25 protein-coding genes and 1 pseudogene are annotated in these 25036 nt (G+C 62.0%); 8 read left to right on the forward strand and 18 right to left on the reverse strand.

Translation table 11 applies throughout. From position 1 onward, the window contains the following. Positions 1 to 197: 197 nt before the first annotated feature. The 17 genes from MHX66_RS03525 to rho form a co-directional block, all read right to left on the reverse strand. A complete protein-coding gene (locus MHX66_RS03525) occupies positions 198 to 1247 on the reverse strand; it encodes a tetratricopeptide repeat protein (RefSeq protein WP_239199933.1) in 1050 nt (349 codons plus the stop codon). 100 nt (positions 1248 to 1347) lie between these two features. Next, positions 1348 to 2073: an endonuclease NucS gene (gene nucS / locus MHX66_RS03530; protein WP_005292966.1), complete on the reverse strand. Its 726-nt coding sequence runs from the start codon at positions 2071 to 2073 to the stop codon at positions 1348 to 1350. A gap of 36 nt (positions 2074 to 2109) precedes the next feature. Beyond that, the gene (locus MHX66_RS03535; protein ID WP_239199935.1) at positions 2110 to 2529 is read right to left on the reverse strand and encodes a DUF2550 domain-containing protein; all 420 of its coding nucleotides are present in this window, start codon (positions 2527 to 2529) and stop codon (positions 2110 to 2112) included. Between the two features lie 103 nt (positions 2530 to 2632). Then, a complete protein-coding gene (locus MHX66_RS03540) occupies positions 2633 to 3004 on the reverse strand; it encodes a F0F1 ATP synthase subunit epsilon (protein WP_005292970.1) in 372 nt (123 codons plus the stop codon). A gap of 12 nt (positions 3005 to 3016) precedes the next feature. After that, positions 3017 to 4462 carry a F0F1 ATP synthase subunit beta gene (atpD, locus tag MHX66_RS03545; RefSeq protein WP_005292972.1) on the reverse strand — a complete coding sequence of 482 codons (1446 nt, stop codon included), beginning with the start codon at positions 4460 to 4462 and terminating at the stop codon, positions 3017 to 3019. Positions 4463 to 4464: 2 nt separating this feature from the next. Continuing rightward, positions 4465 to 5445 carry a F0F1 ATP synthase subunit gamma gene (locus MHX66_RS03550; RefSeq protein ID WP_239199937.1) on the reverse strand — a complete coding sequence of 327 codons (981 nt, stop codon included), beginning with the start codon at positions 5443 to 5445 and terminating at the stop codon, positions 4465 to 4467. Positions 5446 to 5511: 66 nt separating this feature from the next. Continuing rightward, complete coding sequence (atpA, locus tag MHX66_RS03555) at positions 5512 to 7149, reverse strand: F0F1 ATP synthase subunit alpha (RefSeq protein ID WP_239200318.1); 1638 nt, start codon at positions 7147 to 7149, stop codon at positions 5512 to 5514. A gap of 84 nt (positions 7150 to 7233) precedes the next feature. Further along, entirely contained in the window at positions 7234 to 8052 is an 819-nt protein-coding gene (locus MHX66_RS03560; RefSeq protein ID WP_239199947.1) for a F0F1 ATP synthase subunit delta, read from the reverse strand. A 5-nt stretch (positions 8053 to 8057) separates the two neighbouring features. Then, positions 8058 to 8618 (reverse strand): F0F1 ATP synthase subunit B, encoded by a 561-nt coding sequence (locus MHX66_RS03565; protein WP_034985593.1) that lies wholly within the window; start codon positions 8616 to 8618, stop codon positions 8058 to 8060. Positions 8619 to 8687: 69 nt separating this feature from the next. Continuing rightward, the gene (locus MHX66_RS03570) at positions 8688 to 8930 is read right to left on the reverse strand and encodes an ATP synthase F0 subunit C (RefSeq protein ID WP_005292984.1); all 243 of its coding nucleotides are present in this window, start codon (positions 8928 to 8930) and stop codon (positions 8688 to 8690) included. Positions 8931 to 9020: 90 nt separating this feature from the next. Beyond that, complete coding sequence (atpB, locus tag MHX66_RS03575) at positions 9021 to 9821, reverse strand: F0F1 ATP synthase subunit A (protein WP_239199949.1); 801 nt, start codon at positions 9819 to 9821, stop codon at positions 9021 to 9023. 485 nt (positions 9822 to 10306) lie between these two features. Then, positions 10307 to 10819: a hypothetical protein gene (locus MHX66_RS03580; protein WP_239199951.1), complete on the reverse strand. Its 513-nt coding sequence runs from the start codon at positions 10817 to 10819 to the stop codon at positions 10307 to 10309. Between the two features lie 5 nt (positions 10820 to 10824). Next, positions 10825 to 11997, reverse strand: a complete 1173-nt coding sequence (locus tag MHX66_RS03585) for an MraY family glycosyltransferase (protein WP_239199953.1) — start codon at positions 11995 to 11997, stop codon at positions 10825 to 10827. Next, entirely contained in the window at positions 11997 to 12656 is a 660-nt protein-coding gene (locus MHX66_RS03590; protein WP_239199968.1) for an L-threonylcarbamoyladenylate synthase, read from the reverse strand. The genes MHX66_RS03585 and MHX66_RS03590 overlap by 1 nt, the downstream gene beginning before the upstream one ends. Before the next feature lie 55 nt (positions 12657 to 12711). After that, complete coding sequence (locus tag MHX66_RS03595; protein ID WP_239199971.1) at positions 12712 to 13689, reverse strand: HemK/PrmC family methyltransferase; 978 nt, start codon at positions 13687 to 13689, stop codon at positions 12712 to 12714. Positions 13690 to 13727: 38 nt separating this feature from the next. Then, positions 13728 to 14804 (reverse strand): peptide chain release factor 1, encoded by a 1077-nt coding sequence (prfA, locus tag MHX66_RS03600; RefSeq protein ID WP_239199975.1) that lies wholly within the window; start codon positions 14802 to 14804, stop codon positions 13728 to 13730. Positions 14805 to 14807: 3 nt separating this feature from the next. Continuing rightward, entirely contained in the window at positions 14808 to 16553 is a 1746-nt protein-coding gene (rho, locus tag MHX66_RS03605; protein ID WP_239199978.1) for a transcription termination factor Rho, read from the reverse strand. 290 nt (positions 16554 to 16843) lie between these two features. Between rho and MHX66_RS03610 the strand changes: the two genes are divergently transcribed. The 4 genes and pseudogenes from MHX66_RS03610 (at position 16844) to MHX66_RS03625 (ending at position 20516) form a co-directional block, all read left to right on the forward strand. After that, positions 16844 to 18523, forward strand: coding sequence for a long-chain fatty-acid--CoA ligase (locus MHX66_RS03610; RefSeq protein ID WP_239199998.1), 1680 nt, complete (start codon positions 16844 to 16846; stop codon positions 18521 to 18523). Positions 18524 to 18662: 139 nt separating this feature from the next. Next, positions 18663 to 19361, forward strand: coding sequence for a DedA family protein (locus MHX66_RS03615; protein WP_239200016.1), 699 nt, complete (start codon positions 18663 to 18665; stop codon positions 19359 to 19361). 82 nt (positions 19362 to 19443) lie between these two features. Further along, a pseudogene (locus MHX66_RS03620) lies at positions 19444 to 20157 on the forward strand (IS6 family transposase). A gap of 65 nt (positions 20158 to 20222) precedes the next feature. Beyond that, positions 20223 to 20516, forward strand: a complete 294-nt coding sequence (locus MHX66_RS03625) for an HAD-IA family hydrolase (RefSeq protein WP_239200022.1) — start codon at positions 20223 to 20225, stop codon at positions 20514 to 20516. Here the strand turns inward: MHX66_RS03625 and MHX66_RS03630 are convergent. After that, positions 20479 to 21936, reverse strand: a complete 1458-nt coding sequence (locus MHX66_RS03630) for an FAD-dependent monooxygenase (RefSeq protein ID WP_297667991.1) — start codon at positions 21934 to 21936, stop codon at positions 20479 to 20481. The two genes, MHX66_RS03625 and MHX66_RS03630, sit on opposite strands and share 38 nt — an antisense overlap. Positions 21937 to 22000: 64 nt before the next feature. On the opposite strand from MHX66_RS03630, the gene MHX66_RS03635 reads away from it, so the two are divergent. The 4 genes from MHX66_RS03635 to MHX66_RS03650 all read left to right on the forward strand — a co-directional run bounded on the left by MHX66_RS03635 (position 22001) and on the right by MHX66_RS03650 (position 25005). Then, positions 22001 to 23308: an MFS transporter gene (locus MHX66_RS03635; protein ID WP_239200025.1), complete on the forward strand. Its 1308-nt coding sequence runs from the start codon at positions 22001 to 22003 to the stop codon at positions 23306 to 23308. Between the two features lie 29 nt (positions 23309 to 23337). Beyond that, positions 23338 to 23832: a hypothetical protein gene (locus tag MHX66_RS03640; protein ID WP_239200028.1), complete on the forward strand. Its 495-nt coding sequence runs from the start codon at positions 23338 to 23340 to the stop codon at positions 23830 to 23832. A 21-nt stretch (positions 23833 to 23853) separates the two neighbouring features. Next, positions 23854 to 24495 (forward strand): cytochrome P450, encoded by a 642-nt coding sequence (locus MHX66_RS03645; RefSeq protein ID WP_239200031.1) that lies wholly within the window; start codon positions 23854 to 23856, stop codon positions 24493 to 24495. 138 nt (positions 24496 to 24633) lie between these two features. After that, on the forward strand, positions 24634 to 25005 hold the full coding sequence (locus MHX66_RS03650; RefSeq protein ID WP_239200034.1) for a helix-turn-helix transcriptional regulator: 372 nt from the start codon (positions 24634 to 24636) through the stop codon (positions 25003 to 25005). The last annotated feature ends 31 nt before the right edge of the window (positions 25006 to 25036 follow it).

Raw genomic sequence — 25036 nt, forward strand, 5'->3', positions numbered from 1 at the left:
AACAAGGAGTTCTTCCGCGAAATCCCGCCACGCCCCGTCGCCGCATAAAGCCCAAAACGAAGCCGACCAGCGCACGCTGGTCGGCTCCTAGGCACGCCTAAGAAACTACTCCCAAGACTGTTCTCGTCAACATCGGCCTGACGCTTGACAAAAACATAGGGACACCCCCCGCTCACGGGCCGGCGCGGCCCGGGCGACTAGAACAGCGCCGAGGCTATGCGGGTGCGGCCCGCGATAACCTCCGGGTCCGCCGGGTCGAACAGGCTGAACAGCTCCAGCAGGCGAGCCTTCGCCTGTTTCTTGTGATCTGCGCTGCCCTCAGCGGACGGGCGCAGCTCCTCGATCAGTAGGTCGAAGGCCTTAGGCTTGTCGCCAGCCAGCAGCAGGCGATCGGACTCTGCGAACTCGTCCCCACCCGTGGACAGGCGCTGCATCAGCAGCGCATTGGCACGCGCCGCGCGGGCCTCCCCCACGACCTCTTCATCAGTCTGTGTGGGGTTGGCAAGGATGGCGTCATAATCCTCAATTGCGCCCGCGTAATCCTCCGCCTCGAGCTTCTCGGCGGCGGCAGCTAGGCGCGGGTCGCCCGCATCCTGGTCCGCGTCAGCACCGTCCACAGCAGCGCCCGCGCCACCAGCGGCTCCGGTCGCGTTAGCCGGGTCCTCCTCCGGAGCCAGGCCGCGCAGTTTTCCGTCTACGGCCTGCGCCACAGCATCTACCCAGCCGTGCAGCTGCGCGGCGGGCTGGCCGCCCTCGAAGTTGGTCAGCGGGCGACCGGCGGCCAGCGCGATGACGGTGGGGACTGCCTGCACACCGAAGACCTGGGCGACCTCCGGGGTGGCGTCCACATCGACATAACGGAACAGCCACTTGGTCGGCGCCTGCTGGGACTCGGCCAGCTTGGTGAAGTCCTGGCGCATCTGCTCCGAGGCGTCCGAGCGGGCGGAACCCAGCAGCGTAACCACCGGCACTTGAGTGGAACGAACAACGAGGTCCAGCTCGAAGTTCTCCGGGGTAATAGTGCTGACAAAAGCGACTGAAGCTCCACCGGCCGCGCCCGGCTGGCCTGTCGGCACGCCTACGGCAGCACCAGCGCCAGCACTGGCTGGGTTTGCCTGCGCCCCCTGGGCCGCCTGAGCGGCGCGAGCCTGCGCCTGTGCCCGCTGCTCAGCCTGCTGCTTCACCGCACCCAGGTCCACTGCCCCGGCAACAAAGCGGGACGGAGGAGTATTTGAAGGATTCGTCACCTTGTAAGTGTCCTTTCTTACTTGCCCTCCCACGCGCTGGCCGCGCGGGAGAAAATAATCGCCTGTTGAGGGCTAAAACCGACTGAGAGAGCTGAGTCTTTTAGAAAAGCCGCAGCTCCGAGGAGTCGGTTCCTCGCATTGCTTCATAGTCCAGGGTAACGCAACGGAAACCGCGGTCCTCCGCCAGTGTGCGGGCCTGCGGCTTGATCTCCTGGGCGGCAAACACGCCCGTCACGGGAGCCAGCAGCTCGTCCCGGTTCAGCAGCTCCACATAGCGGGTAAGCTGCTCCACACCGTCGATACCACCACGGCGCTTGATCTCCACGGCCACAGTCGCGCCCGTGGAGTCCTTGGACAAAATGTCCACCGGGCCGATAGCCGTCGGATACTCACGGCGGATCAAAGAGTATCCCTCGCCCAAGATCTCAATCTGCTCGGCCAGCAGCTCCTGCAAGTGCGCCTCCACGCCATCCTTCACCAGGCCTGGGTCCTCCCCGAGGTCGTGCTCCGTATCGGAGTAGATCTCGAAAATCTGGATCCGCAGCTGCTCCCCCTTTGGATTCGTGACGATCCACAACTGCTCGACCCCCTCATTGCCTAGCTCCGAATACTCCGTAGGGGCGTCATCACCATCAAAAGAGCTAGCCTCGACGGCCTCAAGGGAACACGGCGGCATCATCCAGTTGAGCGGCTTATACGCGCGATCGTCGGCGTGGATAGAGACCGAACCATCGGCCTTCAGCAAGATCAAACGGTCTGCAGGCGGCAGATGGGCCTCCAGGCGTCCGACGTAATCGACACAGCAGCGGGCAATGACTAAGCGCATGGTTGTTCAGCCTACGCTACCGAAGCAGGCGGCGACTCAACGGCGGGGTATGCGGCGCTCCGAAGGGGCCGACTCGAGCCAGGCCACAAGCGCGGTATCCCCGGCACTATCCAGGGCGATTTCCCAATGGGTCTTGCGATGAACTACCTCGACGACGTGGACGTTATCTTCCAAGAAAGCGGACTCGCGCGGGGTGATTTCGCGGCGAGAAACGATTGCTGTGCCCAGGCGTGTAAGCACCACGTTCGAGGCCGGGCGCAGGCTACGCAGCTTGTAGAACCTGGCGGAGTGGCCCGAATACTTCAAAATCCCGTGGCGCCAGTGCCTGCCATCGGAATTCGGCAGGCGCCGGACAACCACGGGATACCCCTGGGAACGCAGCGTAAAGAAGCGCCACACAACGGCGGTGACGACGAACAGCGCCACCGCCGCAAGAAAATACAACAACCACGCCATATACCTAACTTACAGGCATGAAGTGGGTTTCGAAAAAGCAAAACGGGCCCCACCGTGAAAACAGTGGAACCCGTTTGTCGGGAAGTTTAAAGCTAGTTAGCTCTTAAGCTTCCATACGCTTCACAGCGCGCAACTCGGACTCTGCGACAGCCTTGTCATGCTCAGTCTCTGCAGACTGCTTGCGAGACTCGGCATCCGCAACGTTGACCTCGCTGGCCCACGTTGCAGAATCCGCCAGAATGGTGATCTTCTCGGAGGACACGGACAGGAACCCGCCCTGTACCGCGGCCACCAGCTTCTCACCGGTGTTCGTCCGAATGGTAACGACGCCGTTCTCGACCAGCTGGCCGAGCAGAGGCTCGTGACCAGGGAGCACGCCGATCTCGCCCTCAGTGGTCTGCGCGGTAACGGACGTTGCGGTACCAACCCACAGCGGACGTTCCACGGAGACCAGTTGTGCGGCAATCTCAGCCATGTGCTTAACCCCTTACTTTTCGGTCATCTTCTTGTAAGCAGCCTCGACATCGTCCAGGCCACCCAGACCGTTGAAGGCCTGCTCCGGGTAAGCGTCGAACTCGCCGTCGCAGATGCGCTCGAAGGCGTCGATCGTGTCGGCCAGCGGCACGTAGGAGCCCGGGATGCCGGTGAACTTCTCCGCAACGAAGAAGTTCTGGCCCAGGAAGCGCTCCAGGCGACGTGCACGCTGAACGGTGATCTTGTCCTCTTCCGAGAGCTCGTCCATACCCAGGATGGCGATGATGTCCTGCAGTTCCTTGTTCTTCTGCAGGATGTGGATCACGCGCTGGGCAACCTCGTAGTGACGCTCGCCGACGATACCCGGCTCGAGGATACGAGAGGTAGAGGTCAGCGGGTTCACTGCGGGGTAAATACCCTTCGAAGCGATGGAACGATCCAGCTCGGTCGTTGCATCCAGGTGGGCGAAGGTCGTTGCCGGTGCCGGGTCGGTGTAGTCATCGGCCGGCACGTAAACGGCCTGCAGGGAGGTAATGGAACGACCCTTGGTCGAGGTAATACGCTCCTGCAGAACACCCATCTCGTCAGCCAGGGTGGGCTGGTAGCCCACGGCAGAAGGCATACGACCCAGCAGGGTCGAAACCTCAGAACCAGCCTGGGTGAAACGGAAGATGTTGTCGATGAACAGCAGCACGTCCTGGTTCTGAACATCGCGGAAGTACTCCGCCATGGTCAGACCGGACAGAGCCACGCGCATACGGACTCCCGGCGGCTCGTCCATCTGGCCGAACACGAGCGCGGTATCCTGCAGCACGCCCATCTCTTCCATTTCCAGGAAGAGGTCGGTGCCCTCACGGGTACGCTCACCAACACCTGCGAACACGGAGGTACCGGAGAACTCGCGGGCAATACGGGTAATCATCTCCTGGATGAGCACCGTCTTACCCACACCTGCACCACCGAACAGGCCGATCTTGCCGCCCTTCACGTACGGGGTCAGCAGGTCGATGACCTTAATGCCAGTCTCCAGGATCTCGGTCTTACCCTCGAGCTGGTCGAATGCCGGCGGCTCGCGGTGGATGCCCCACTGCTCGCCGTCGCGGCCCAGGCCCGGCTCGTCCAGGCAGTCGCCCAGAGCGTTGAAGACGTGGCCCTTGACAACGTCGCCGACCGGTACGGAGATCGGCTTGCCGGTGTCGGTAACCTCAGCGCCACGGATCAGGCCGTCGGTCGGTGCCATAGACACGGCGCGCACGAGGTTGTCCCCGAGGTGCTGTGCAACCTCCAGGGTGATGGTCTTTGCCACTGCCTCGAGGTCAACCTCGACGGTCAGGGCGTTGAACAGTGCTGGCTGCTGGCCGCGCGGAAACTCCACGTCGACGACCGGGCCGATAACTCGCACGACGCGGCCCGCAACAGCCGATTCAGCAGAAGGCTGAACCTGGTTTGCTGTAGTCATACTTAATCACTTTCTCCGCTATCGGCGAGCGCGGATGCGCCACCGACGATCTCTGTAATTTCCTGGGTAATCTGGGCCTGACGAGCCTGGTTGGCAACTCGGGAAAGCTGCTTGACCAGGTCGGTCGCATTGTCGGTTGCGGCGCTCATCGCGGTACGACGCGCTGCGGATTCCGACGCCGCAGACTCCAGCATTGCTGCGAAGATGCCTCGGGAGACATACTGCGGCAGCAAAGCCTTCAACAGGGTGTCTGGGTCGGGCTCGAAGTCGTAGTCGGCAGCAACCTGGTCAACCTTGTCGGAGACCAGATCCTCGCCGAGCTCAAACTTCTCTTCCTCAACCACAGTCTCGATCGGCAACAGTCGGTGTGCCTCTGGCTTCTGGCTCAGCATAGACTCGAAGCGGGTGTACACGATGTGTACTTCGTCGAATCCCTGTACAGCCTGCCCCTCTTCCGCGTTGAGGCCCTCGCGCCACTTAGCGGTTCCTTCGGAACCGGCGACGAAGCCATCAATCAGGTGGCGGCGCACATCGTGGGTAGCCGCGTAGTCGGGGTCCTGAGAGTAGCCCGACCAGGCACCTGCGATGTCCTCGCCACGGAAGTTGTAGTAGGAGATGCCCTTGTTACCAGAGACGTACAGAACAACGTCCTTGCCTTCGTTCTCCAGGCGCTTACGCAGCTCTGCAGTCTTCTTGAAGACGTTGTTGTTGTAGCCACCGCACATGCCACGGTCACTTGAAACCACGAGGATTGCGGCGCGGGAAGCATCCGTCGGCTCCTGCAGGATCTTGTGATCCAGGGTGCTGGCGGAGGCCAGGCGCTGAACCACGCGGGTGATTTCATCCGCGTAAGGCTCCGCATCGTCAACACGTGCCTGAGCCTTCGTGATCCTCGAGGTGGCGATGAGCTCCTGGGCCTTCGTGATCTTCTTAGTCGAGTTCACGGACTTGATGCGTGTCCTCAGCTCGCGAAGACTAGCCATAACTATCGCCTCCCTTCTGTTTCATTAATGGTCTTGGTGGTCACTGTGCTCACTTACCTTCCGCGCCTACTGGGTTTTGCGGGAGACAGTGATCTGAGACTTGGTGACCTCGTCGTCGCCAAGCGGGCGAGCTTCCGGCTCGTTGATGACGGGGGTGCCGTCGGTGGTCTGGAAGCCCTGCTTGAAGTCCTGGACTGTGCCAGCCAGCTCGGCCTTGGACTCGTCGCTGAACGGGGTGCCACCCTTGATCTGCTCGAACACGCCACCGTGGGAAGCGTGCAGGTTCTCCAGCAGCTCGGACTCGAAGCGGCGAACGTCCTCAACCGGAACGTCGTCGAACTCGCCCTCGCCTGCCAGGTAGATGGAAACCATCTGGTCCTCGACGGACTGCGGCTCGGTCTCCTTCTGCTTCAGCAGCTCGACCAGGCGCTTACCGCGCTCCAGCTGTGCCTTTGAAGCCGGGTCCAGGTCGGATGCGAAGGCAGCGAATGCCTCCAGGTCGCGGTATGCGGCCAGGTCCAGACGCAGGGAGCCGGACACCTTCTTCATGCCCTTGGTCTGTGCGGCACCACCAACACGGGAGACGGACACACCAACGTTGATAGCCGGTCGGACACCCTGGTTGAACAGATCGGACTCCAGGAATACCTGACCGTCGGTAATGGAAATAACGTTGGTCGGAATGAAGGCAGATACGTCGTTTGCCTTGGTCTCAATGATCGGCAGTGCCGTCAGGGAACCGCCGCCCAGCTCGTCGTTCAGCTTCGCTGCGCGCTCCAGCAGACGGGAGTGCAGGTAGAAGACGTCACCGGGGTATGCCTCGCGGCCCGGCGGGCGACGCAGCAGCAGGGAGATCGCACGGTAGGCCTCAGCCTGCTTGGTCAGATCATCGTAGATAACCAGGACGTGCTTGCCCTGGTACATCCAGTGCTGGCCCAGTGCGGCGCCGGTGAACGGTGCCAGCCACTTGAAGCCGGCGGAATCGGATGCCGGTGCTGCCACGATGGTGGTGTACTCCAGCGCGCCGTGGTCTTCCAGGGTCTTACGGATCGAAGCGATCGTGGAACCCTTCTGGCCAACAGCGACGTAAATGCAGCGAACCTGCTGCTTCGGGTCGCCGGTTGCCCAGTTGTCGCGCTGGTTCAGGATGGTATCGATGCAGACCGAGGTCTTACCGGTCTTGCGGTCGCCAATGATCAGCTGACGCTGACCACGGCCAATCGGGGTCATTGCGTCGATAGCCTTGATGCCGGTCTGCATCGGCTCCTCGACGGGCTGACGCATCAGAACGGAGGGCGCCTGGAGCTCGAGGGCACGTTCTTCCTCGGACTCGATGTCGCCCAGGCCGTCGATGGCCTGACCCAGTGGGTTGATAACGCGGCCGAGGAACTTCTCCCCAACCGGAATGGACAGGACCTCGCCGGTCCTCTTGACCTCGTCGCCCTCCTTGAGGGTCTCGAAGTTACCCAGGATCACGACGCCGACGCTGTCGGTGTCGAGGTTCTGTGCGACGCCAATCACGCCGCCTGGGAACTCGAGTAGCTCGTTAGCCATCACAGAGGGCATGCCGCTTACCTGGGCAATACCGTCTGCAGCCGCCGTGACCACGCCGACCTCCTCACGGGAGGCCTCCGGGGAGTAGCTCGAGGTGTAGTTCGCAATCGCGCTACGGATCTCGTCGGAGGAGATCGTCAGCTCCGCCATGTTCTTCCTGCTCTCGGTTTCGTCTTCCAGCATCTATTTTCTTGCTTGGTCTTTGTCGGTTTTTTGAAGCGCTTTTATGACGCCCTAAGCGATCGACGCGCGGAGGCGCCGCAGGTTACCTGCAGTGCTGCCGTCGATAACTTCGTGTCCGACGCGGATCACGGCACCGCCGAGGAGGCTGGTATCAACCTCGGAGTGGACCGCAATCTTGCGACCGTAAATCTTTTCCAGCTTGTCCGACAGAGTCGACTTCTGCTGTTCACCCAGGGCAGCTGCGGCACGGACACGCGCTACGGTGCGCCCTTCCAGTGCAGCTACCTCGTCTACCAACGAGTCAAGTTCCTCGACTGGACGCTGACGCAGACGGCCAATTGCCTGCAGCGCCAGTGCCTCGGTCGTGGAGGTGACCTTTCCATAGAGAACCTTGGCCAGCAGGTCGCGACGTGCATCCGGGGATGCGGCGCGGTCGGCCAGCTTCAGTTCCAGCTCCGGCTCACGCTCGATGATGCGGGCCAGCTGGAACAGTTCGTCTTCAACACGGTCCTGTTGACCTTGGGCGTCGGCGGCGCGCAGCAGGGCCAGGCGGCCCAGCTTCACCAGTCCGTCGCGCAGGTCGCGAGTGTTGGACCACGACTGGGATACAGCAGCAGACACGATTTCTTCCGTCGAGGCAGATACCTTGCCGCCGAACAGGCTCTTGGCCAATTCAACGCGGGTGTTGGCATCCCTCGCCGGGTCGATCAGCGCGACACGTAGGCCGCGGTCACTGTCGAGCAGTTCGACTACGTCGAACAGCTCGGTGCCGGTGGTTACACCGGTGCCCACTTTGTCGGAGGTCTCGTTGAGACCCTGGTCCAGGGTCTGCTCGAGGCGCTCAATTGCCTCTCGGCTCGCTGCGTGCATACCGATCACTTCCCGGAAGCGCCGACGTTGTCCAGTCCGGCGAGGAAGTTATCGATGGTGCCCGAGCGCTTCACGTCGTCCGACAGCTGCTCGCCCAGCAGGCGCTCAGCCAAGTTGATGGAGTTTTCACCCATCTCCTTGCGCAGGTCGGTGACAACGGCGGAACGCTGTGCCTCGAGCTGCTTGTGGCCCGACTCGACGATACGGTTGGACTCTTCGGTTGCCTGAGCCTTCATATCCGCGATGATCTTCTGGCCCTGGGAACGGGCGTCATCACGAATCTGTGCAGCCTCAGTGCGTGCCTCAGCAAGCTGAGCGTTGTACTTCTCCAAGGCAGCCTTAGCCTCTGCCTGAGCGGACTCGGCGCGCCGAATGCCGCCCTCGATCTGGTCCTCGCGCTGATTCAGCACTTCCTGGAACTTCGGAAGCACGAACTTCCAGAAGACAAACAGGATGACTGCAAAAGGAATGATGGACCAGACGATGTCGTACAGCGGAGGAAGCAGCGGGTTTACCGACTCCTCCATCGGCAGCTTCTCAGCTGCTAACAAAAAGGTGTTCGTCATAGTCTCCAGCTTTCGATTCTGGTGCGGTGGTTAGAAAGTGCTCTTAACGAGCGGCCAATCGCACTGAAATTAGAACAGGAAGCCGGCGACGAAGCCGATCAGAGCCAGTGCCTCGGCGAAAGCGATACCCAGGAACATGGTGGTGCGCAGCTGGCCGGCCATCTCGGGCTGACGAGCCATTGCCTCAGCGGTCTTACCTGCAACGTTACCCACACCGATAGCGGAGCCGATAGCAGCCAGGCCGTAGCCGATGGTGCCGAAGCCCTGGAACTTGGTGGTGGTGTCCTGCGCGATGAGGAAGATGTCGTTCATTTGGTTTCCATTACCTTTCTGAGAACCAGCCGGTTGCAGCTTTTCTGTTGTTGTCCGGCTTGGTCATTTGAGTACTTAAAAAGGGGCGAATTAGTGCTCGTCTGCGTGGAGGGACAGCTCGATGTACACGGCGGTCAGCAGGGAGAAGATGTATGCCTGCAGGAAGATCACCATGAGCTCGAACAGGGTGAAGGCGATCGCGAAGAGGATCGTGCCGCCAGCAGCCACAGTCCAACCGCTCATCTGCCAGAAGAAGAAGTTCGTGGCACTGAACAGCATGACGAGGATGATGTGTCCAGCCAACATATTCGCCATAAGACGAATCGTCAGCGTTACCGGACGGAGGACGAATGTGGAGAATGCCTCAATCGGCGCCACGATGAAGTGGAGCCAAGAAGGCAAACCAGGAATGATCAGCGAGGACTTGATGTACTTGCCGAAGCCATAGCGCTTCACACCCGCGTAGATGAATGCGATATACGCGACAACAGCCAGCACCAGTGGCAGACCCACTCGAGCGCTGGCTGAAATGTTCATGAACGGAATGATCGTCGACATGTTGACGGCAAGAACGGTGAAGAAGATAGCGGCGATGATCGGCAGGAACCGGCGCCCCTCCTTCTTGCCCAAGATATCCTCCGCGATGTGAATCCGAACGAAGTCCAAGAAGTACTCAGCAACGTTCTGCACGCCGCTCGGAATCAGCTTCGGCTTCCGCATTGCAAAGAAGAAGAATGCGGTAACCAGAAGAATCATCACAATACGGATGACCATGAGGCGGTCGAGCGCGAACGCTCCACCAGCAAACTCACTGAACCACAGCTGGTTGCTATCCACTTGCCCCGGGAAGAATTCGTGTTCCAATGAAGGTACGTGAAAGTCGCCCTTCATGGCCAAGGTTGTTACGCTCAGCGTTCTCTCCCGTGATTGGGCCGCAAGATTGCACAGAATCACTGCGGTGCGATGGAGGTCTCTTTTCGAAGAGTTAGGCCGACGCTGAGGGACTCCGTCGCACGTCCCTACATAATCAGCCGGTGCCGTATCTACTGTTCACACATACGTGTGCCAATAAATGGCCCGATAGAACAATATCAGCTTTATCTCGCGAATCGCTAAGTGAAACACGTTGTGGGTCCCCCCACTTGGCCGTGGTTTTCAACGTTTTTGGTTCCAGAATCATTTGTATGTGTTTAGGCCTACCTCCGCTTCCCTCCCCGCGGCGCTTACCCCCAGCTCGCTACTGACAGTTGTCGCCTCTCCGTGTGAGGGCGTCATCTCTTTGCGCGCAAGCAGTGCCACCCGTAGCACCACAACAAACTAAGAGCCCCGGCCTGCATTTGGTTATGCAAACCGGGGCGTGGACTAGCGAACAAGTACTAGCTGATGTAGAGCTTCTGGGTGCGAGTAACCGCCAGCGTCTCGATGGCCAGTACGGCGACCATGCTCAAGATCACGGTTACGGCCAGCGCTGCGGTGTCGTAGAAAGTCTTGTCCTTCAGGAAGAACAGAATACCCAGCAGCACGGCCGCCTTAACCAGCCAGCTGCCCAGGATCAAGCCCATCGTCATCGAGGGCGAAGTGTTGGAACTAAACAGCACGATCACTACCGTCAGCAGCATAAATCCGCCGCCGACCAGCCACCCGATACCTGCTCCCCACAGCCCCTCGGCGCCGCTGATAAGACCCCACACCAACAGGGAAAGCGCACCCAACACCACCAGCGCCAGCGCTCCGGAACGCATGGCAGCCTTCAGCGGGCCGACGTGGTCGCTGGCTTGGGATACGTCGTTCAACTCGGGCAGCTCTTTAGCGCCCGCAGCACCGTTCACCCCAGCACCGTTCACCGCAGCGTCTTTTGCAGCACCGTTGTTCTCAGTCGCCTCAGTCATGGCGATTAGCTTACCTGAGCCGTGTTCGACTTCCGATTCTCCCGCCACAGCGGCACCACCGTCGCCACGATGGCAACGATCACCAGCAAACTAAAGGAAATAGCCATCACGTGTAGAGGCAGCACGGTCAGTCCCACTGCACCGAAGGCCACTACCCCAACCCAGGTGTACAAAACCAGAACCACGCGCTTCTGACTGTGGCCAATGTGCAGCAGTCGGTGGTGCAGGTGTTTCTTGTCCGGGGAAAACGGGCTCTTGCCCTGGGACACGCGGCGCACAACTGCCATCACCAGGTCCAGCAGTGGAATGGACAGGGCCGCCAGAACCACAATCATCGGCGACAGCAGAGCCAACATATCCGCCGGCCCGTACAGCGCCGCGTTGATGCGCCCGGATGCCGATGTGCAGGCCGCGGACAGCAGCAGGCCGATCAGCATCGCGCCGCTATCCCCCATGAAGATGCGCGCGGGCGAGAAGTTGTGAGGCAGGAAACCCATGCAGATTCCCACCAATGCTGCCGAAATAATCGCCGGCGGGTAGGCCGCCACGGTGCCACCCTGATCATGCAGGATGGTCAGCGAATAGATCAGGATCGTCCCGGCGGCGATCGCCCCCAACCCCGCGGCCAGACCGTCTAGGCCGTCGACGAAGTTCATCGCGTTCACGATCGTGACGGTCAAAAGCGCCGTCAGGATCGTGGACTGGACCTGGTCCAGGATCAGCGTGGTGCCGTCCCCGAACGGCAGATAAAAAAGGTACCAACTAAGGCCCATCAGGCTCATCACCACGGCACCCACGACCTGCCCGCCGAGCTTCAGCACCCAGGAGATGTCGTAGAGGTCATCCACCACTCCGACGAACACAATCACAAAGGCGGCCATCAGAACCGCCGTCATATCTGGCGTTACCGGTGGAAACCCGCGAGTCAACGCGGGCAGCTGGTTGGCCACCACTACGGCCACGACCAGTCCCGTAAACATCGCTACCCCGCCCAGCCGCGGCATCGGAACTTGGTGCACGTCGCGCTCGCGCGGGGCGGCCATCCGCCCGTAGCGCAAGATCACCGAGCGCACCACACCAGTCACCAGATACGTCACCGTGCAGGCGACGAGCAGCACCAACACCAACTCGCGCAGGGGAATACCTGCGCCGATAGCCGGCTGGGCAAGGACTGTCATTAGACGTCTCCCCGCAGCTCCGCACTGCTCATGCCCAGAACCTCGGCCACGCGCTCGGTGGTGGCCGCACCCTCGCGCAGGATGCGCGGGCGGCCAGACGAAAGGTCAACGATGGTGGAGGCCACACCGTGGTGCGCTTCCCCACCGTCGATGTAGGTAGTCACGTCCGCGCCCAGCTGATCCTCGGCCATCTGCACATTCGTCGCCGGCGGCTGGCCGGAGATATTGGCGCTGGAAACCGCCATCGGGCCGGTGCGCTCCAAAAGCTCCAGGGCAATGGGCTGGTTGGGCATGCGCAGCATCACGGTGCCGCGCGTATCCCCCAGGTTCCACGGCAGGCTGGGCGCCTGGTGGACGACCATCGACAGCCCGCCCGGCCAGAAGGCCTCAACGAGCTTGCGCATGTTGTAGGTGTACTCGCGCACGAGCCCCTGAATGGTGGTCCAGCTGGGAACCAGCACGGGCACGGGCATGTCGGGGCCACGCCCCTTCGCACGCAGCAATGCGGCCACTGCCTCGTTGTCGAAGGCATCGCAGCCGATGCCGTAGACCGTGTCGGTCGGCAGCACGACCAGCCGTCCGCCCTTCACCGCATTCGCCGCGGCGTCTAGCGCGGCCTCGCGGTTCTGCGAATCGGTTGCGTCTACGGTTCTCGACATTGCGGCCCTTTCTTGCTCATTTATTACGTGCTCTACCTTAACCCCATCGCCGGAACTACTGCGGTAGCAGGGCGGTGACGAAGCGCGGCCGGCCAGCCAGGTCGTGGTGTTGGGTGATTTCTCGCCAGCCGCGTTGCTGCATCATGGCCGCCACCTGCGCGCCGTTGGAGTCGTCGTGTTCTATTCCGACGCCACCACCTGCGCGCCCCAGCGCCTCAGCCCACTGCAGGACCCGTGGCATGAGCTCCAGCCCGTCGTCCCCGGAGAACACGGCTGCGTGTGGGTCGGCGGCCACCTCGGGGGAAACCTCCGCGGATTCCGGCACGTACGGAGGGTTGCATACCACCACGTCCGCGGGTGCGAAAGCCTCGGGGGAAACGTCCGCCGTCGCTGACAACTCCGCGGGATCGTCTACGGCCAGGTCCGCCTGGACGAATGTGGCTTTAACCTGCGGGACAAGCCGAGCATTCTTCTCGGCCAGTCGCAGCGCAGCATCAGAGAATTCGATGCCAGTTAGGGAGATAGGGGCGTCATAAAGAAAAGAAACCCCGAGCCCCAACGTGCCGGGGCCGCAGCACAGATCGACCACGCGCGGCGTGGGGCGCCCCTTGAGGAAACGCGCGGCCCAGTCGGCGAGCAGCTCGGTTTCGGGGCGCGGGACGAAGCAGCCTGGCTCCGCAAAGAGGTCCAGGCCGCAGAAGGGGGCGGAGCCCACAATGTGCTGGAGGGGCTCGCGCGCCATGCGGCGGGCCACCCAATCGGCATAGGCGCTGGGGGCGGGATCGTCGGCGCGCATAAAGAGAGTGCCGGAGTCGACGGCGGCGCGGGGCGCAGCGGTGGCAGCGGCGGCTCCGGGCGCAGCTGAGCTAGTGCCGGGCTCCACGAGCAGATAGCTCATCAGCAGGCGCGCGTCGACTGCGGCGGAATCGATGCCCGCCGCGCTCAACTGTGCGGTAGCCTCGCGGATCGCTTGGTTGATGTTCAACGTCCCACCGTTCTGCCGTACTACCGTTCCGCCATCCTGCCGCCTCATCGCTCTGCCGCTCTGCCGCTGTCGCGGCGACGGGAAGGCTAGTCTTCCGCCTCGAGGCGGCGTGCGCGGTCGGCATCCTTCAGCGCCGCGAGCAGCGCCTCCAGGTCTCCGTCCAGGACGGAATCCAGGTTGTTGGCCTTGTAGCCGATGCGGTGGTCGGAGACGCGGGACTCGGGGAAGTTATAGGTGCGGATGCGCTCGGAACGATCCATGGTGCGGATCTGCGCTGCGCGGCCTTCGGCTGCCTCGGCCTCGGCCTCTTCTTCCTTCATCTGCTGCAGGCGCGCAGCCAGAACCTGCATCGCGCGGGCGCGGTTCTGAATCTGGGAGCGCTCCTTCTGACAGGTCACCACAATGTTGGTCGGCAGGTGGATAATGCGAACCGCCGAGTCCGTGGTGTTCACGCCCTGGCCGCCCTTACCGGAGGAACGGTAGACGTCCACGCGGATGTCCTTGTCGTCGATCTGCACATCCTCGACTTCGTCGGGCTCTGGGTACACCAGCACGCCCGCCGCGGAGGTCTGAATGCGGCCCTGCGACTCGGTGACGGGGATGCGCTGCACGCGGTGCACTCCACCTTCGAACTTGAACTCCGACCACGCGCCATCGCGGGAGGGCTGCTTGGAGCGGATGGACAGGGTCATGTCCTTCACGCCACCCAGGTCGGTCTCGTTCAGCCCCAGGATCTCGGTACTAAAGCCGTGACGTTCAGCGTAACGCTGGTACATGCGCGCCAGCTCACCGGCGAACAGCGCGGCTTCCTCGCCGCCGGCGCCGGACTTGATCTCCATGACGATGTCGTCGCCGTCGTGCGGGTCGCGCGGAGCCAGCAGGTCGGTTAGCTGCTCTTCCAGCTCCCCGATCTCCTCTTCTAGGCGCTTGGCTTCTTCGGCGAATTCCTTGTCCTCGGATGCCATCTCGGACGCGGCCTCGTGATCCTCGCGGGCCTGCTCGAGCTTCTGGTGCGTCTGAATGATCGGCTGCAGCTCGGAAAAGCGCTTACCGACCTTGCGGGCCGCCGCTGGGTCATTGTGCAGCTCAGGATCGCTCAGCTGCATCTCCAGGCCCTGATACTCGGCCAGAATGTCGTCGATGACTGACGGTGATTGGCTCATGGTTTAATCCTCCTCGTCCTCGCCTGCCAGAGGCGCGGAGCTGGCAACCTGCAGCATGAACTCCCGGTTGGTCTTGTTCTTACGCAGCTGCTTGATCAACAGATCGATGGCCGCCTGTGAATCCAGGGCAGACAGGATACGGCGCAGCTTGTGCATGATGCGCGCCTCTTCCGGGCTGAGTAGCAACTCGTCCTTGCGGGTGCCCGACGGGTTCACATCCACAGCCGGGAACACGCGGCGCTCGGAGATCTTGCGGTCCAGCTTCAGTTCCGCGTTGCCGGTGCCCTTGAATTCCTCGAAGATCACCGTGTCGCCGGCCGAGCCGGTCTCCACCATCGCGGTGGCGATGATCGTCAGGGAGCCGCCGTTTTCAATGTTGCGGGCAGCGCCCAGGAAGCGCTTCGGCGGGTACAGCGCGTTGGAATCCACACCACCGGACAGGATGCGGCCAGAGGCCGGCGAGGAGTTGTTGTACGCGCGACCCAGGCGGGTGATGGAATCCAGCAGCAGAACAACGTCCTTGCCTTGCTCTACCAGGCGCTTTGCGCGCTCGACGGCTAGCTCGGCAACGTTGGTGTGCTCCCCTGGCGGGCGGTCGAACGTGGAGGCGATGACTTCGCCCTTGACGGAGCGTTGCATGTCCGTCACTTCCTCCGGGCGCTCATCCACCAGCACGACCATGAGGTAGCACTCGGGGTTGTTCGTGGAGATCGCGTTGGCGATGTCCTGCAGGATGGTCGTCTTACCGGCCTTCGGCGGGGAGACAATCAGCGCACGCTGCCCCTTGCCGATGGGCATGATCAGGTCGATCACACGGGTGGTCAGCGTCTTCGGGTCGGTCTCCAGTCGCAGGCGCTGGTTCGGGTACAGCGGGGTCAGCTTCGCAAAGTTCGGGCGTGCTGATGCCTGCTCGGGGGTAAGGCCGTTAACGGTCTCTACCTGGTAGATCGGCGTGTACTTTTGGCGATTCCGTCCGCGTCCGCCGCCGTTATTGTTGTTGTTCTTCGGACGGATGGTGCCGACGATCGCGTCGCCGTGGCGCATGCCGTACTTGCGCACCGTGTTGATCGGCACGTACACGTCCGTCGGCCCCGCGTGGTAGCCAGTGGTGCGGATGAACGCGGTGTTCGCATCGACGAAATCGAGGATGCCCGCGACAGGCGTAAGCTCTTCCGGCTTCGGTTCGCGGTTGTTGTTGCCGCCACCGTTATTACCATCCCCGCTGTTGTTGCCGTTGTTGCGGTTGTTATCGCGGTTATTGTCGCGATTATTGTCACGGCCACGGTTACGGCGGTTACGGCGATTGCGACGGTTGCGGCGATTGCCGCGGTTGTTGTCGTCGCGGTGGTTGTTTTCGCGCTCATTATCGTCGCGGTTGTTGTCGCCACGCTCGTCGCGGTTCTTTTCGCGATCTTCGCCGCGATCTTCGCCGCGATCTTTGCCGTCGCCCTTACCGCGCTTTTCGGCGCTTTCTGCGGTTTCTTCTGGGCGCTTTTCTTGGTGACGCCCCTCCCGCGCCTCCTCAACCGGCTTTTCCTTCGGCGCAGGTTCTTCAGCAGGCTGCGGCTTCCGGGGCGCTCCACCGCCACCAGATGCACCACCGGATTCGATGGCTGCGATTAGCTCACCTTTGCGGAGACCAGAGGTACCTTTCAGCCCCTGTGCCGCTGCAATCTGGCGTAGCTCCGGCAATTTCAACGAGGCGAGGCCATTGGCTTGGCCACGAGCCAAAATATCGGACAGGCTCACAAAAGTCCTTTCACGTCCGGCTTCTTCATCGACCCTTCAAAAGCCTGCGAAGCCCCAGGGTTGGCCAGACATGCGTATTCGACAACAGTTCTTAAATTAACCCAAAGATTGCGGGAATCTTCCAGAAAGATTGCCGCCTTAACGTCCCACGATGCGACTGGCGGCGGGTGTAGCGCGGGGTGGCGTCGTAAAAAGAAAGAAAGAGAAAAGAAACGAGCCTCACATCCGGCTTCCGTAGCTAACCATAGCACCTCCCACACCGCGAGTACCTAACGGCTAGGCTGAAATGCATGAAGTCGACGATGCAGGAGATCCCATTATCCGTAGCGACGATCCTGGAATACGGGGCCAGCGTTCACCGAAACACTACCGTGACCACGTATTTTGACGAAACTGCGGAGCAAACCAGCTTCCTGCACATCGGTATCCGCGCGGCCGCAATGGCCAACATGCTGCGCGACGAATTCGGCATTGAACGCGGCGACCGCGTAGCCACCGTACTGCCGAACTGTACCGAGCACCTGGAGGTGCTGCTCTCCGTGGCCTCGATGGGCGCGGTTTTTAACCCCATCAACCGGCACCTCATGAACACCCAGATCACGCACATCATCAACAAGGCGGCGCCGAAAGTGCTGGTGCTCGACCCGACCTGTAAAGACCAGATCGTCCCGCTACTAGCCGACTGCCCCTGCGTGGAGGCGGTGCTGGTGATTGGGCCGAACCTAGCGGACACCGAGGCGGTACAGCAGCTCATCGCCGTGCAAGGCAAACAAGGCAAGCCGGGCTTGAGCCACCTGCGCGTTCTAAACCTAGAGGCCGCACTCGACGGGCGCAGCGCCGACTTCGACTGGCCGGACATGGAAGAGACTGACCCGGCGGCCATCTGTTTTTCCACTGGTACGGAAGGCCCACCGAAAGGCGTGGTCTACTCCCACCGCGCACTGTGGCTGCACTCCATGCAGCTGCGCGCCGCCGATAGCTTCAGTATCCGCAATGGCACCAGCTTTCTATGCTGTGTGCCGATCTATCACGTCCTCAGCTGGGGCGTGCCACTAGCTGCCTTTATGGCCGGCGCTCCGATCGTGTTTACCGGGCGCAGCGCCACCCCGGAGCACCTGGCACATGTGATCGCAGACGCCATGCCACGCCAAGCCCATGGGTCCCCTGCGGTGTGGACCGGTCTGCTGGTGCACTACACCAAGAAGCACCCCAAGAAGATGAGCCTGCAGGAGATCTACGTCGGCGGCTCGCAGGTCTCCCCCGCCATGATCGACGCCTGGGAGGAACGCTTCGGCGTGGACATCATCCACTCCTGGGGTATGACGGAGACCGGCCCGGTGGGCACCGTTGCCCACCCGCCCGCTGGTGTGGCTGGCGCTGCCCGCGCCAAGTATCGCGAAAGCCAAGGGCGCTTCCACGCAGGTATGCGTTACCGCATCGTCGACGACAACGACAACGTGCTAGAAGCCAACGACCGCAACGAAGGCGAACTGCAAGTACGCGGCAACACAGTAACGGCTTCGTACTACATGGACGACAGCCCGCGCTTTACCGATGACGGCTGGCTGCGCACCGGCGACATCGCCACAGTGAACAAAGACGGCTACCTGACGATTCACGACCGCAAGGCGGACATCATCCGTTCAGGCGGCGAATGGATCTACTCCGCGGCGCTGGAAAACTACCTGTTGGAGCCCACAGCCGTGATCGAGGCTGCAGTGATCGGTATTCCATCGGAGAAATGGGGGCAGCGCCCGCTCGCAGTAGTAGTGGTTGCCGAGGAGACCCCCTGGACTGTGGAAACTGCACAAGAGCTGGCCGAGGAACTTCGCCAACGCGTGCCCGGCTGGATGGTGCCAGAGAACTGGACCTTCGTGGATCACATCGACAAGACCAGCGTGGATAAGTTCGACAAGAAAGACCTACGCCAGTACTTCCGCGAGGGGAAGTTCGAGATCATCACGATTTAAGGGGCGCACCCGGATGCCTGCTGAGGGCGGGCTGGGGCGGGCAAGGGTCACCACCCCTGGGTCGTCGGGGTAAATTCTCCAGAATTTAACAGGAACCATTCCAACTATTGCGGGAGAAAGTAGAGTAGCGTTTTCCTGCATGACCGATGTAACTGTGCTGGCCCTCGGGCCGCAGTGGTTCGACCCAATGTATTTGCTTTCGGGTTCCGGACCTTTCGGCGCGGCGATTTTGCCCGCCATTTTTGCGATTATCTTTATCGAATCCGGGCTGTTCTTTCCTTTCCTGCCCGGTGATTCCTTGCTCTTCACAGCGGGCCTTCTAGCCAGCCAGCCTGATGGCTTCGCACCGCTGTGGCAGGTGCTGTTGATTACCCCGATCGCGGCAATCCTAGGCGACCAGGTGGGCTACTGGATTGGCCACCGCTTCCACCCTGCGCTGCGCAACCGCAAGGACGGGCGCTTCTTTAAACAGGAACACCTGCACCGCTCTGAGGCGTTCTTTGAGAAATACGGGGCGATCACGATCATCCTGTGCCGCTTCGTACCCTTCGTTCGCACCTATGCCCCACTGGTAGCTGGAATGTCGGGCATGCGCTATCACACATTCATTGTTTTCAACGTGATAGGCGGTGTGCTGTGGGCCAGCGGCATCGTCTACCTGGGGTCGCTATTCGGCGGGGTGGAGTTCGTACGGAACAACATCGAGGCCATTTTCCTCGGAATCGTCGCCTTCTCCATCGTCCCGGCACTTTTCGGCGTGATACAGAAAAGCCGGGGCGAGAGGAAGCAATCTCTCGCCCCAGCTACTGCCCAGGATTCTCTAGAACCCCAAGAATAGTTTCCCAGGATTGGTTACCGGCCTTACCGGTGCTGTTGCAAAGTTGGGGCAGTAGGAAGAGCGACGTGAACTAATCACAGCCATGGGTATCTTCTCCGGTCGTCATTTCCCCCCGTGACATCATTCTGTGGGCAGTGTGCGGTGGTACTGCCGCTACGGGGTGAGCTACCGCGATCTGGAGGAAATGATGACCGAGCAGGGCGTACCGGTCGATCACACCACGATCTACCGCTGGGTCCAGAAATACGCCCGTGAGCTGGACAAGCAAACACGGTGGTACCGGCAGGTACCTGACTGGCAGGCCAGTTCCTGGCGGGTGGATGAGACCTATATCCGGGTCGGCAGCAGGTGGTGCTATCTCTATCGGGCGATCACCGCCGGTGGTCAGACCCTGGACTTTTACCTCTCTCCGAAGCGGAACGTGGCCGCGGCGAAGCGTTTCCTGACCAAGGCCCTCAGATCCAATGCGTCAGCTGGGTATCCCAGAGTGATCAACACCGATAAAGCACCTTCCCTAGCCAGGGCAATCGCCGAGTTGAAGTCAGAGGGAATCTGCCCGCCAACAGTGGAATACCGGCAGGTGAAATACCTCCACAACATCCTAGAAGGCGACCATGGTCGGCTGAAGCGGATCCTCGGGCCGAAAGGCGCGTTTACGAACCGGACATCTGCATATCGGACGTTGACAGGGATGGAGGCGATGCACTCATTGCGGAAAGGGCAAGGCACGATGTTTGCCTACGGGCAACCGAACCCGGACGCGGTGATCGTCAACCGGGTCTTCCAGAATATCTAAGCAGGCTGGGCCATAATGCTGGCCAGGCGACGAAGAAAGGAGTGTTCGCGGTTCTCCACCCAACTTTGCAACAGCACCACTGGCGGGCGATGGTCGACCTCGACGAGGTGGCGACCGTCATCATCGACTCCTGCAGGGTTGGCGTCCGGAAGCCTGATCCAGAGATCTTCGCCATCGCTGCTGATGCGGCTAGCGTCGCCGCGGAGGACTGTGTTCTGATCGACGATCTTCCTGAGAACTGTGCCGCGGCCCGCAGGGCCGGATGGACCGCAGTCCAGTACATCACCGCCGAGCAGGCCATCGCCGACGTGCGCCGCGTACTTACGGAGTCGTCTCCGCAAAGTAGCCGTCAGGGGTGATGTAAGCGCTTCGCCACGGCGGAGTGGGGCGGATGGTTCCGGTAACCACCAGCCGTTCCGGATCGTGGGTCCCCACGCGGGGAGCGTCATCGTCGACACGCAGCTCGACAGCGCGGCCGGGGATCAGCAGCCGGGCAAGGCTGAGTTCCTCTCCCGTCTGCTGCTCGGTGATCGCCAGATCCGTAGCGAATCCCGGCTGGAACTGCCCGGAGATCATGTCTGCGAAAGCGTCATGGATCCCAGGCACGGTCAGCAGCATGTGAATGGAGTCGCGAAGGGCCGTCCCCTGCTGCGGGTGCATCATCCGCGACTGGAGAACTGTGTTGGATATGACGACAGCCGCTGCGTGCGACCGCATCCGGGACCACTCGGAGAGGCAGCTTTCCGGCTGCACACCTTTGATGACTGCGGCCAGCCGCCAGCCCAGGGTGAACGCGTCCTGCATACCGGTGTTCAGGCCTTGTCCTCCCAGAGGGTAGTGAATATGCGCAGCGTCACCGACGACCAGGAGTCTCCCGTCGCGCATCGACAGGCGGTACCGTGCGAAGTCGCTGAACCGGGTGAGGTGGGTGATCCCTGACAGGTTCGCCGGCCCTCCGAGAATGCGCTCCACCAGGTCCACATACTCAGTCGCTTCGGGCACAGACCTGTCCCGGGACGGGCCGTCAAAGTCCATGCCGATGACACGTCCCTGCCGCCCGAAGCCGGGGTTGTGCATTGTCCATCCGGTTTCCGTCTGATTCCATCCGGGAGGAACCGAACCATCGTCACTGTAGGCGAGCGCCGAGATGGCGTTCATCGTCGCGGGGGTCTCGACCGCCGGGAAGTTCCCCGTCCTGGCGACAAGACTGCGCCCTCCATCTGCCCCGATGCAGTACCGTGCCCGGACCCTTCCGGAGTGAAGTGCCGGGCGTCCGTCTGCGTCGGTGAACTGGACCAGGACTCCGTCGTGGCCGTCGTCGACGGTGACCGACCGCACGACTGTCCCCCGGCGGATGTCTGCCCCCTGTGACAGTGCCCGCTGCTCAAACGTCGCTTCCAACTGGGCCTGCGGTATCCCCGCCAACGGTGACGGCTCCTGAGCGGGTGCGCTCAGCGTGAGCCCGGCAGAGCCGGCGAACTGGAACTCCGCACGCCGGACGGTACCGGAGCGCCGTTCAATCTCCTCAGGCGTGACCGATGTGACGTATCCACGCCGGGCCAGGTGCGACAGCGACCTGGCGTGGACTGTGCCTGCTCGCGGTCTGCGGTCGACCTCTGTCCGCGGCTCGAACAGCACCACAGTCAGTCCCTGCAGCGTCAGCTCAGCTGCCACCAGCATGCCGACCGGACCGCCTCCGACGATGGCCACATCCACGATTTCATCCGACTGATCTGGTGTTCCTGCGCTGGTGTTTTCCATGTCCCGTGCTCTCCTCACATTGCGAAGTAACTACGATACTGGTACCTACTAATATCATCGTACCTACCGAAAGGACACACCCATGACAGCCACATCGACGCAATCCAAGACAACGGCGGCGGCACCCCCGAGTCGCTGGACGCTCCCGATCATCCTGATAGCCCAGTTCGTCACCCCGATGTCCATCGCCGGGACAGCCATTGCGCTTCCGAAGATCTCCACCGACCTCGGCACCCAGACCACGGCACTGCAGTGGGTGGTCAACGGCTTCAACGTCGCCTTCGCCCTCGGTGTCCTCGCGTGGGGAGCACTCAGCGACCGCATCGGCTACCGCCTCACCTTCGTTATCGGCAGCATCCTGTTCGCCGCCACCAGTCTGATCAGTGCGGCGAGCCCGTCGCTGCTCCTGCTCGATGCCATGCGCATCATCGCCGGAATCGGTGCCGCCGCGATCCTCACCGGTGCGAGTTCGATGCTGTCCAACGCCTTCACCGGCTCCGCCCGTGCCCGTGCTTTCGCCCTGTTCGGCACCGTCAACGGGCTCGGTCTCGCGCTCGGACCGACCATCTCCGGTGCCCTGGTCGCCGGGGTCGGCTGGCGCGGCGTCTTCGCTGTTCACGGCCTTATCCTCGCCGCTGTTGCGCTGAGCTCCCGTGTTCTCCCCGCCGCGGCCCCTGCTGTGGCACCAAGCACGTCAGACCGCGCCCCGTTGCTGGACCTGTCCCTGCTGCGCAACCGGGAGTTCCTCGCCATGTGCCTGGTACCCGTAGCCGGGTCGATTGGCTTCGTCACCCTGCTGACCTATCTCCCCTCAGCGTTCAGCGGCATCCGAGATCTCAGCGCAGGTCAGGCAGGTCTGCTCATGCTCGCCATGACCATCCCCGTGGTCATCGCACCCACTGTCGCCGCCAAGCTCGTCGACACCGTCACCTGGATCAACGTTGGGTCTGTCATCTACACGAGCCTTGCCGTCCTGATCCTCGGCGACCTGGGACTCATGCTACTCAGCGAGAACCGTTCCCTGGCCTGGATCATCGTTCCGATGATCCTGCTCGGATTCGGCTTCGGCCTCCCCATTGGGCTTGTGGACGGCCACGCCCTTCAGGTGGTCCCGCCGGAACGCACCGGCACCGCTGCCGGGTTGCTCAACTTCTTCCGGGTCGGCAGTGAGGCCATCTTCGTCGCAGGCTACGCCCTCCTGTTGTCCACACTGATCGGGCAGAAGCTCACCGGCGACGCCGCGACCGACACCGCAGCCGGCCAACCCGGACACCCCGACGTCTACACCAGTGCTTTCACCACAACCGTTCTCATTGTCGCTGTTCTGGTGGTCGTGATCGCCATCGCCGTCCTGGCCATCCGCCGCAGCGAACACACCGACACCCACTGAACATCCTGTAGAGATCCATGGAGGAAACCATGACCACCACCACACCACCCACATCCGCACGCTTCGACCTCCGCTCCATCCCCGGCCTGATGCCGCCCTCGATGGTGACACCGCTCGATGACCTTTCCCCAGGTGGGCTTCCCCAGGTCGTTCTTCCCACGGGGCATACGGCCGTGCACCTGACCGCCTACCCCGATGTCCAGAAGATTCTGACGGACACCTCGTTCATCCGCAGCGACACCAACGTCGACGATGGCCCCAGCTTCCTGCCGACGGTCATGCCCGAGGAGATGCTCCTCAATCTCGATCATCCGCACCACGGAAGGCTGAAACGCTTCGTCGCCGCAGCCTACAGCGCCAACACGATGGCGGCTTTCGCCCCGACGGTCCGTCGCATCGTCTCCGACGCCGCCGATGCGCTGACACCCGCGTCCAGCTTCGACCTGATGACCGACCTGCTCGAACCCCTGACGATCAACGTCAACGCCACCTATCTGGGCGTCCCCGACGACGACATTCCCTGATTTCGGCACTTGTCGCGGCAGATGCAACTCGCGCATGACACCGACATCCCGCAGCTGCTGGAGGACTTCTGGGAGCTGTATCACTACCTGGAAGACCTCATCGCCGGCAGACGCCCCCTCAACGACGGACTCATCAAGAACCTGCTCGCCGTCCGCGAGGAAGCAACCCCGCCGGTCACCGACGGTGAGTACGCAGCTCTGCTTCTCGGATCGCTGGTCGGCGGCGACCAGAATGTGCTGTCGGAACTCTCAAAGATCGTCTTCGTGGCCCTGTCACACCACGAGCTCTGGGAGCTGATGTCCACGAACCCCGACAGCATCCCAGTGGTCACCGAAGAACTCCTGCGCCTACTCCCACTCGGCAGGATCTCCACGTTCCCGCGGATCGCATCGCGCGATGTGGCGGTCTCCGGGGGAACAGTGCGCGAGGGGGAGACGGTCTACGCAGACGCTCACGCTGCCAACCGGGATCCGCAGGTCTACCCCGAACCCTGGATCGTGGACACCGCACGCACATCCAAGCGGCATCTCCAGTTCGGCTACGGTATGCACCACTGCATGGGCGCGGCGATGGCCCGCATGGAGATCCACGAGACCCTGGTGGTGTTGACCGCCGCGCTCCCTGACCTCACCCTGGCGTCCCCGGTGGACGCCGTGCAGTAGGACACGGGCGTACTCGTCCACCGCCCGCTGAATCTCCCGGTGACGGTCGGGAAGTAGGCACGGGCATGCCTACATGACACCACCCAGGGTAGGTACCATAGAAGTAGTCAATGCCCCCGAGCCCCAAGGAATTGCGCAATGCCTGATCAGGATGGACACCCGAGTGTCGAAGAGTTTGACCTGTCGAAGATCCTCCATGCACTGTCCGACGAAAACCGACGGCATGTCATCGTCAATCTGGCATCACAACCGGAGGGCACAGAGCAGTTCTGCAGCGTGTTCGGGACCCCCTGGGCCCCATCGACCCGGACGCACCACTTCCGGGTACTGCGCAATGCCGGCCTCGTGTGGCAGCGAGACGTCGGCAACGGCCGCATGACCCGACTGCGCCGTGATGACCTGGAGAAAGCATTCCCCGGCCTGCTGGACCAGATCATCGCTGCAGATAAGGTTTCCAGCAGCGGTGCTCAGACCGAGGACCGGGACGAAACCCTCGCCGGCGGTGCGTGACCCGGTCCTCCAGCCGCAGAAGGGAGGTCGT

Source organism: Corynebacterium sp. ACRPH (genome assembly GCF_022347285.1).
Lineage (GTDB): Bacteria > Actinomycetota > Actinomycetes > Mycobacteriales > Mycobacteriaceae > Corynebacterium.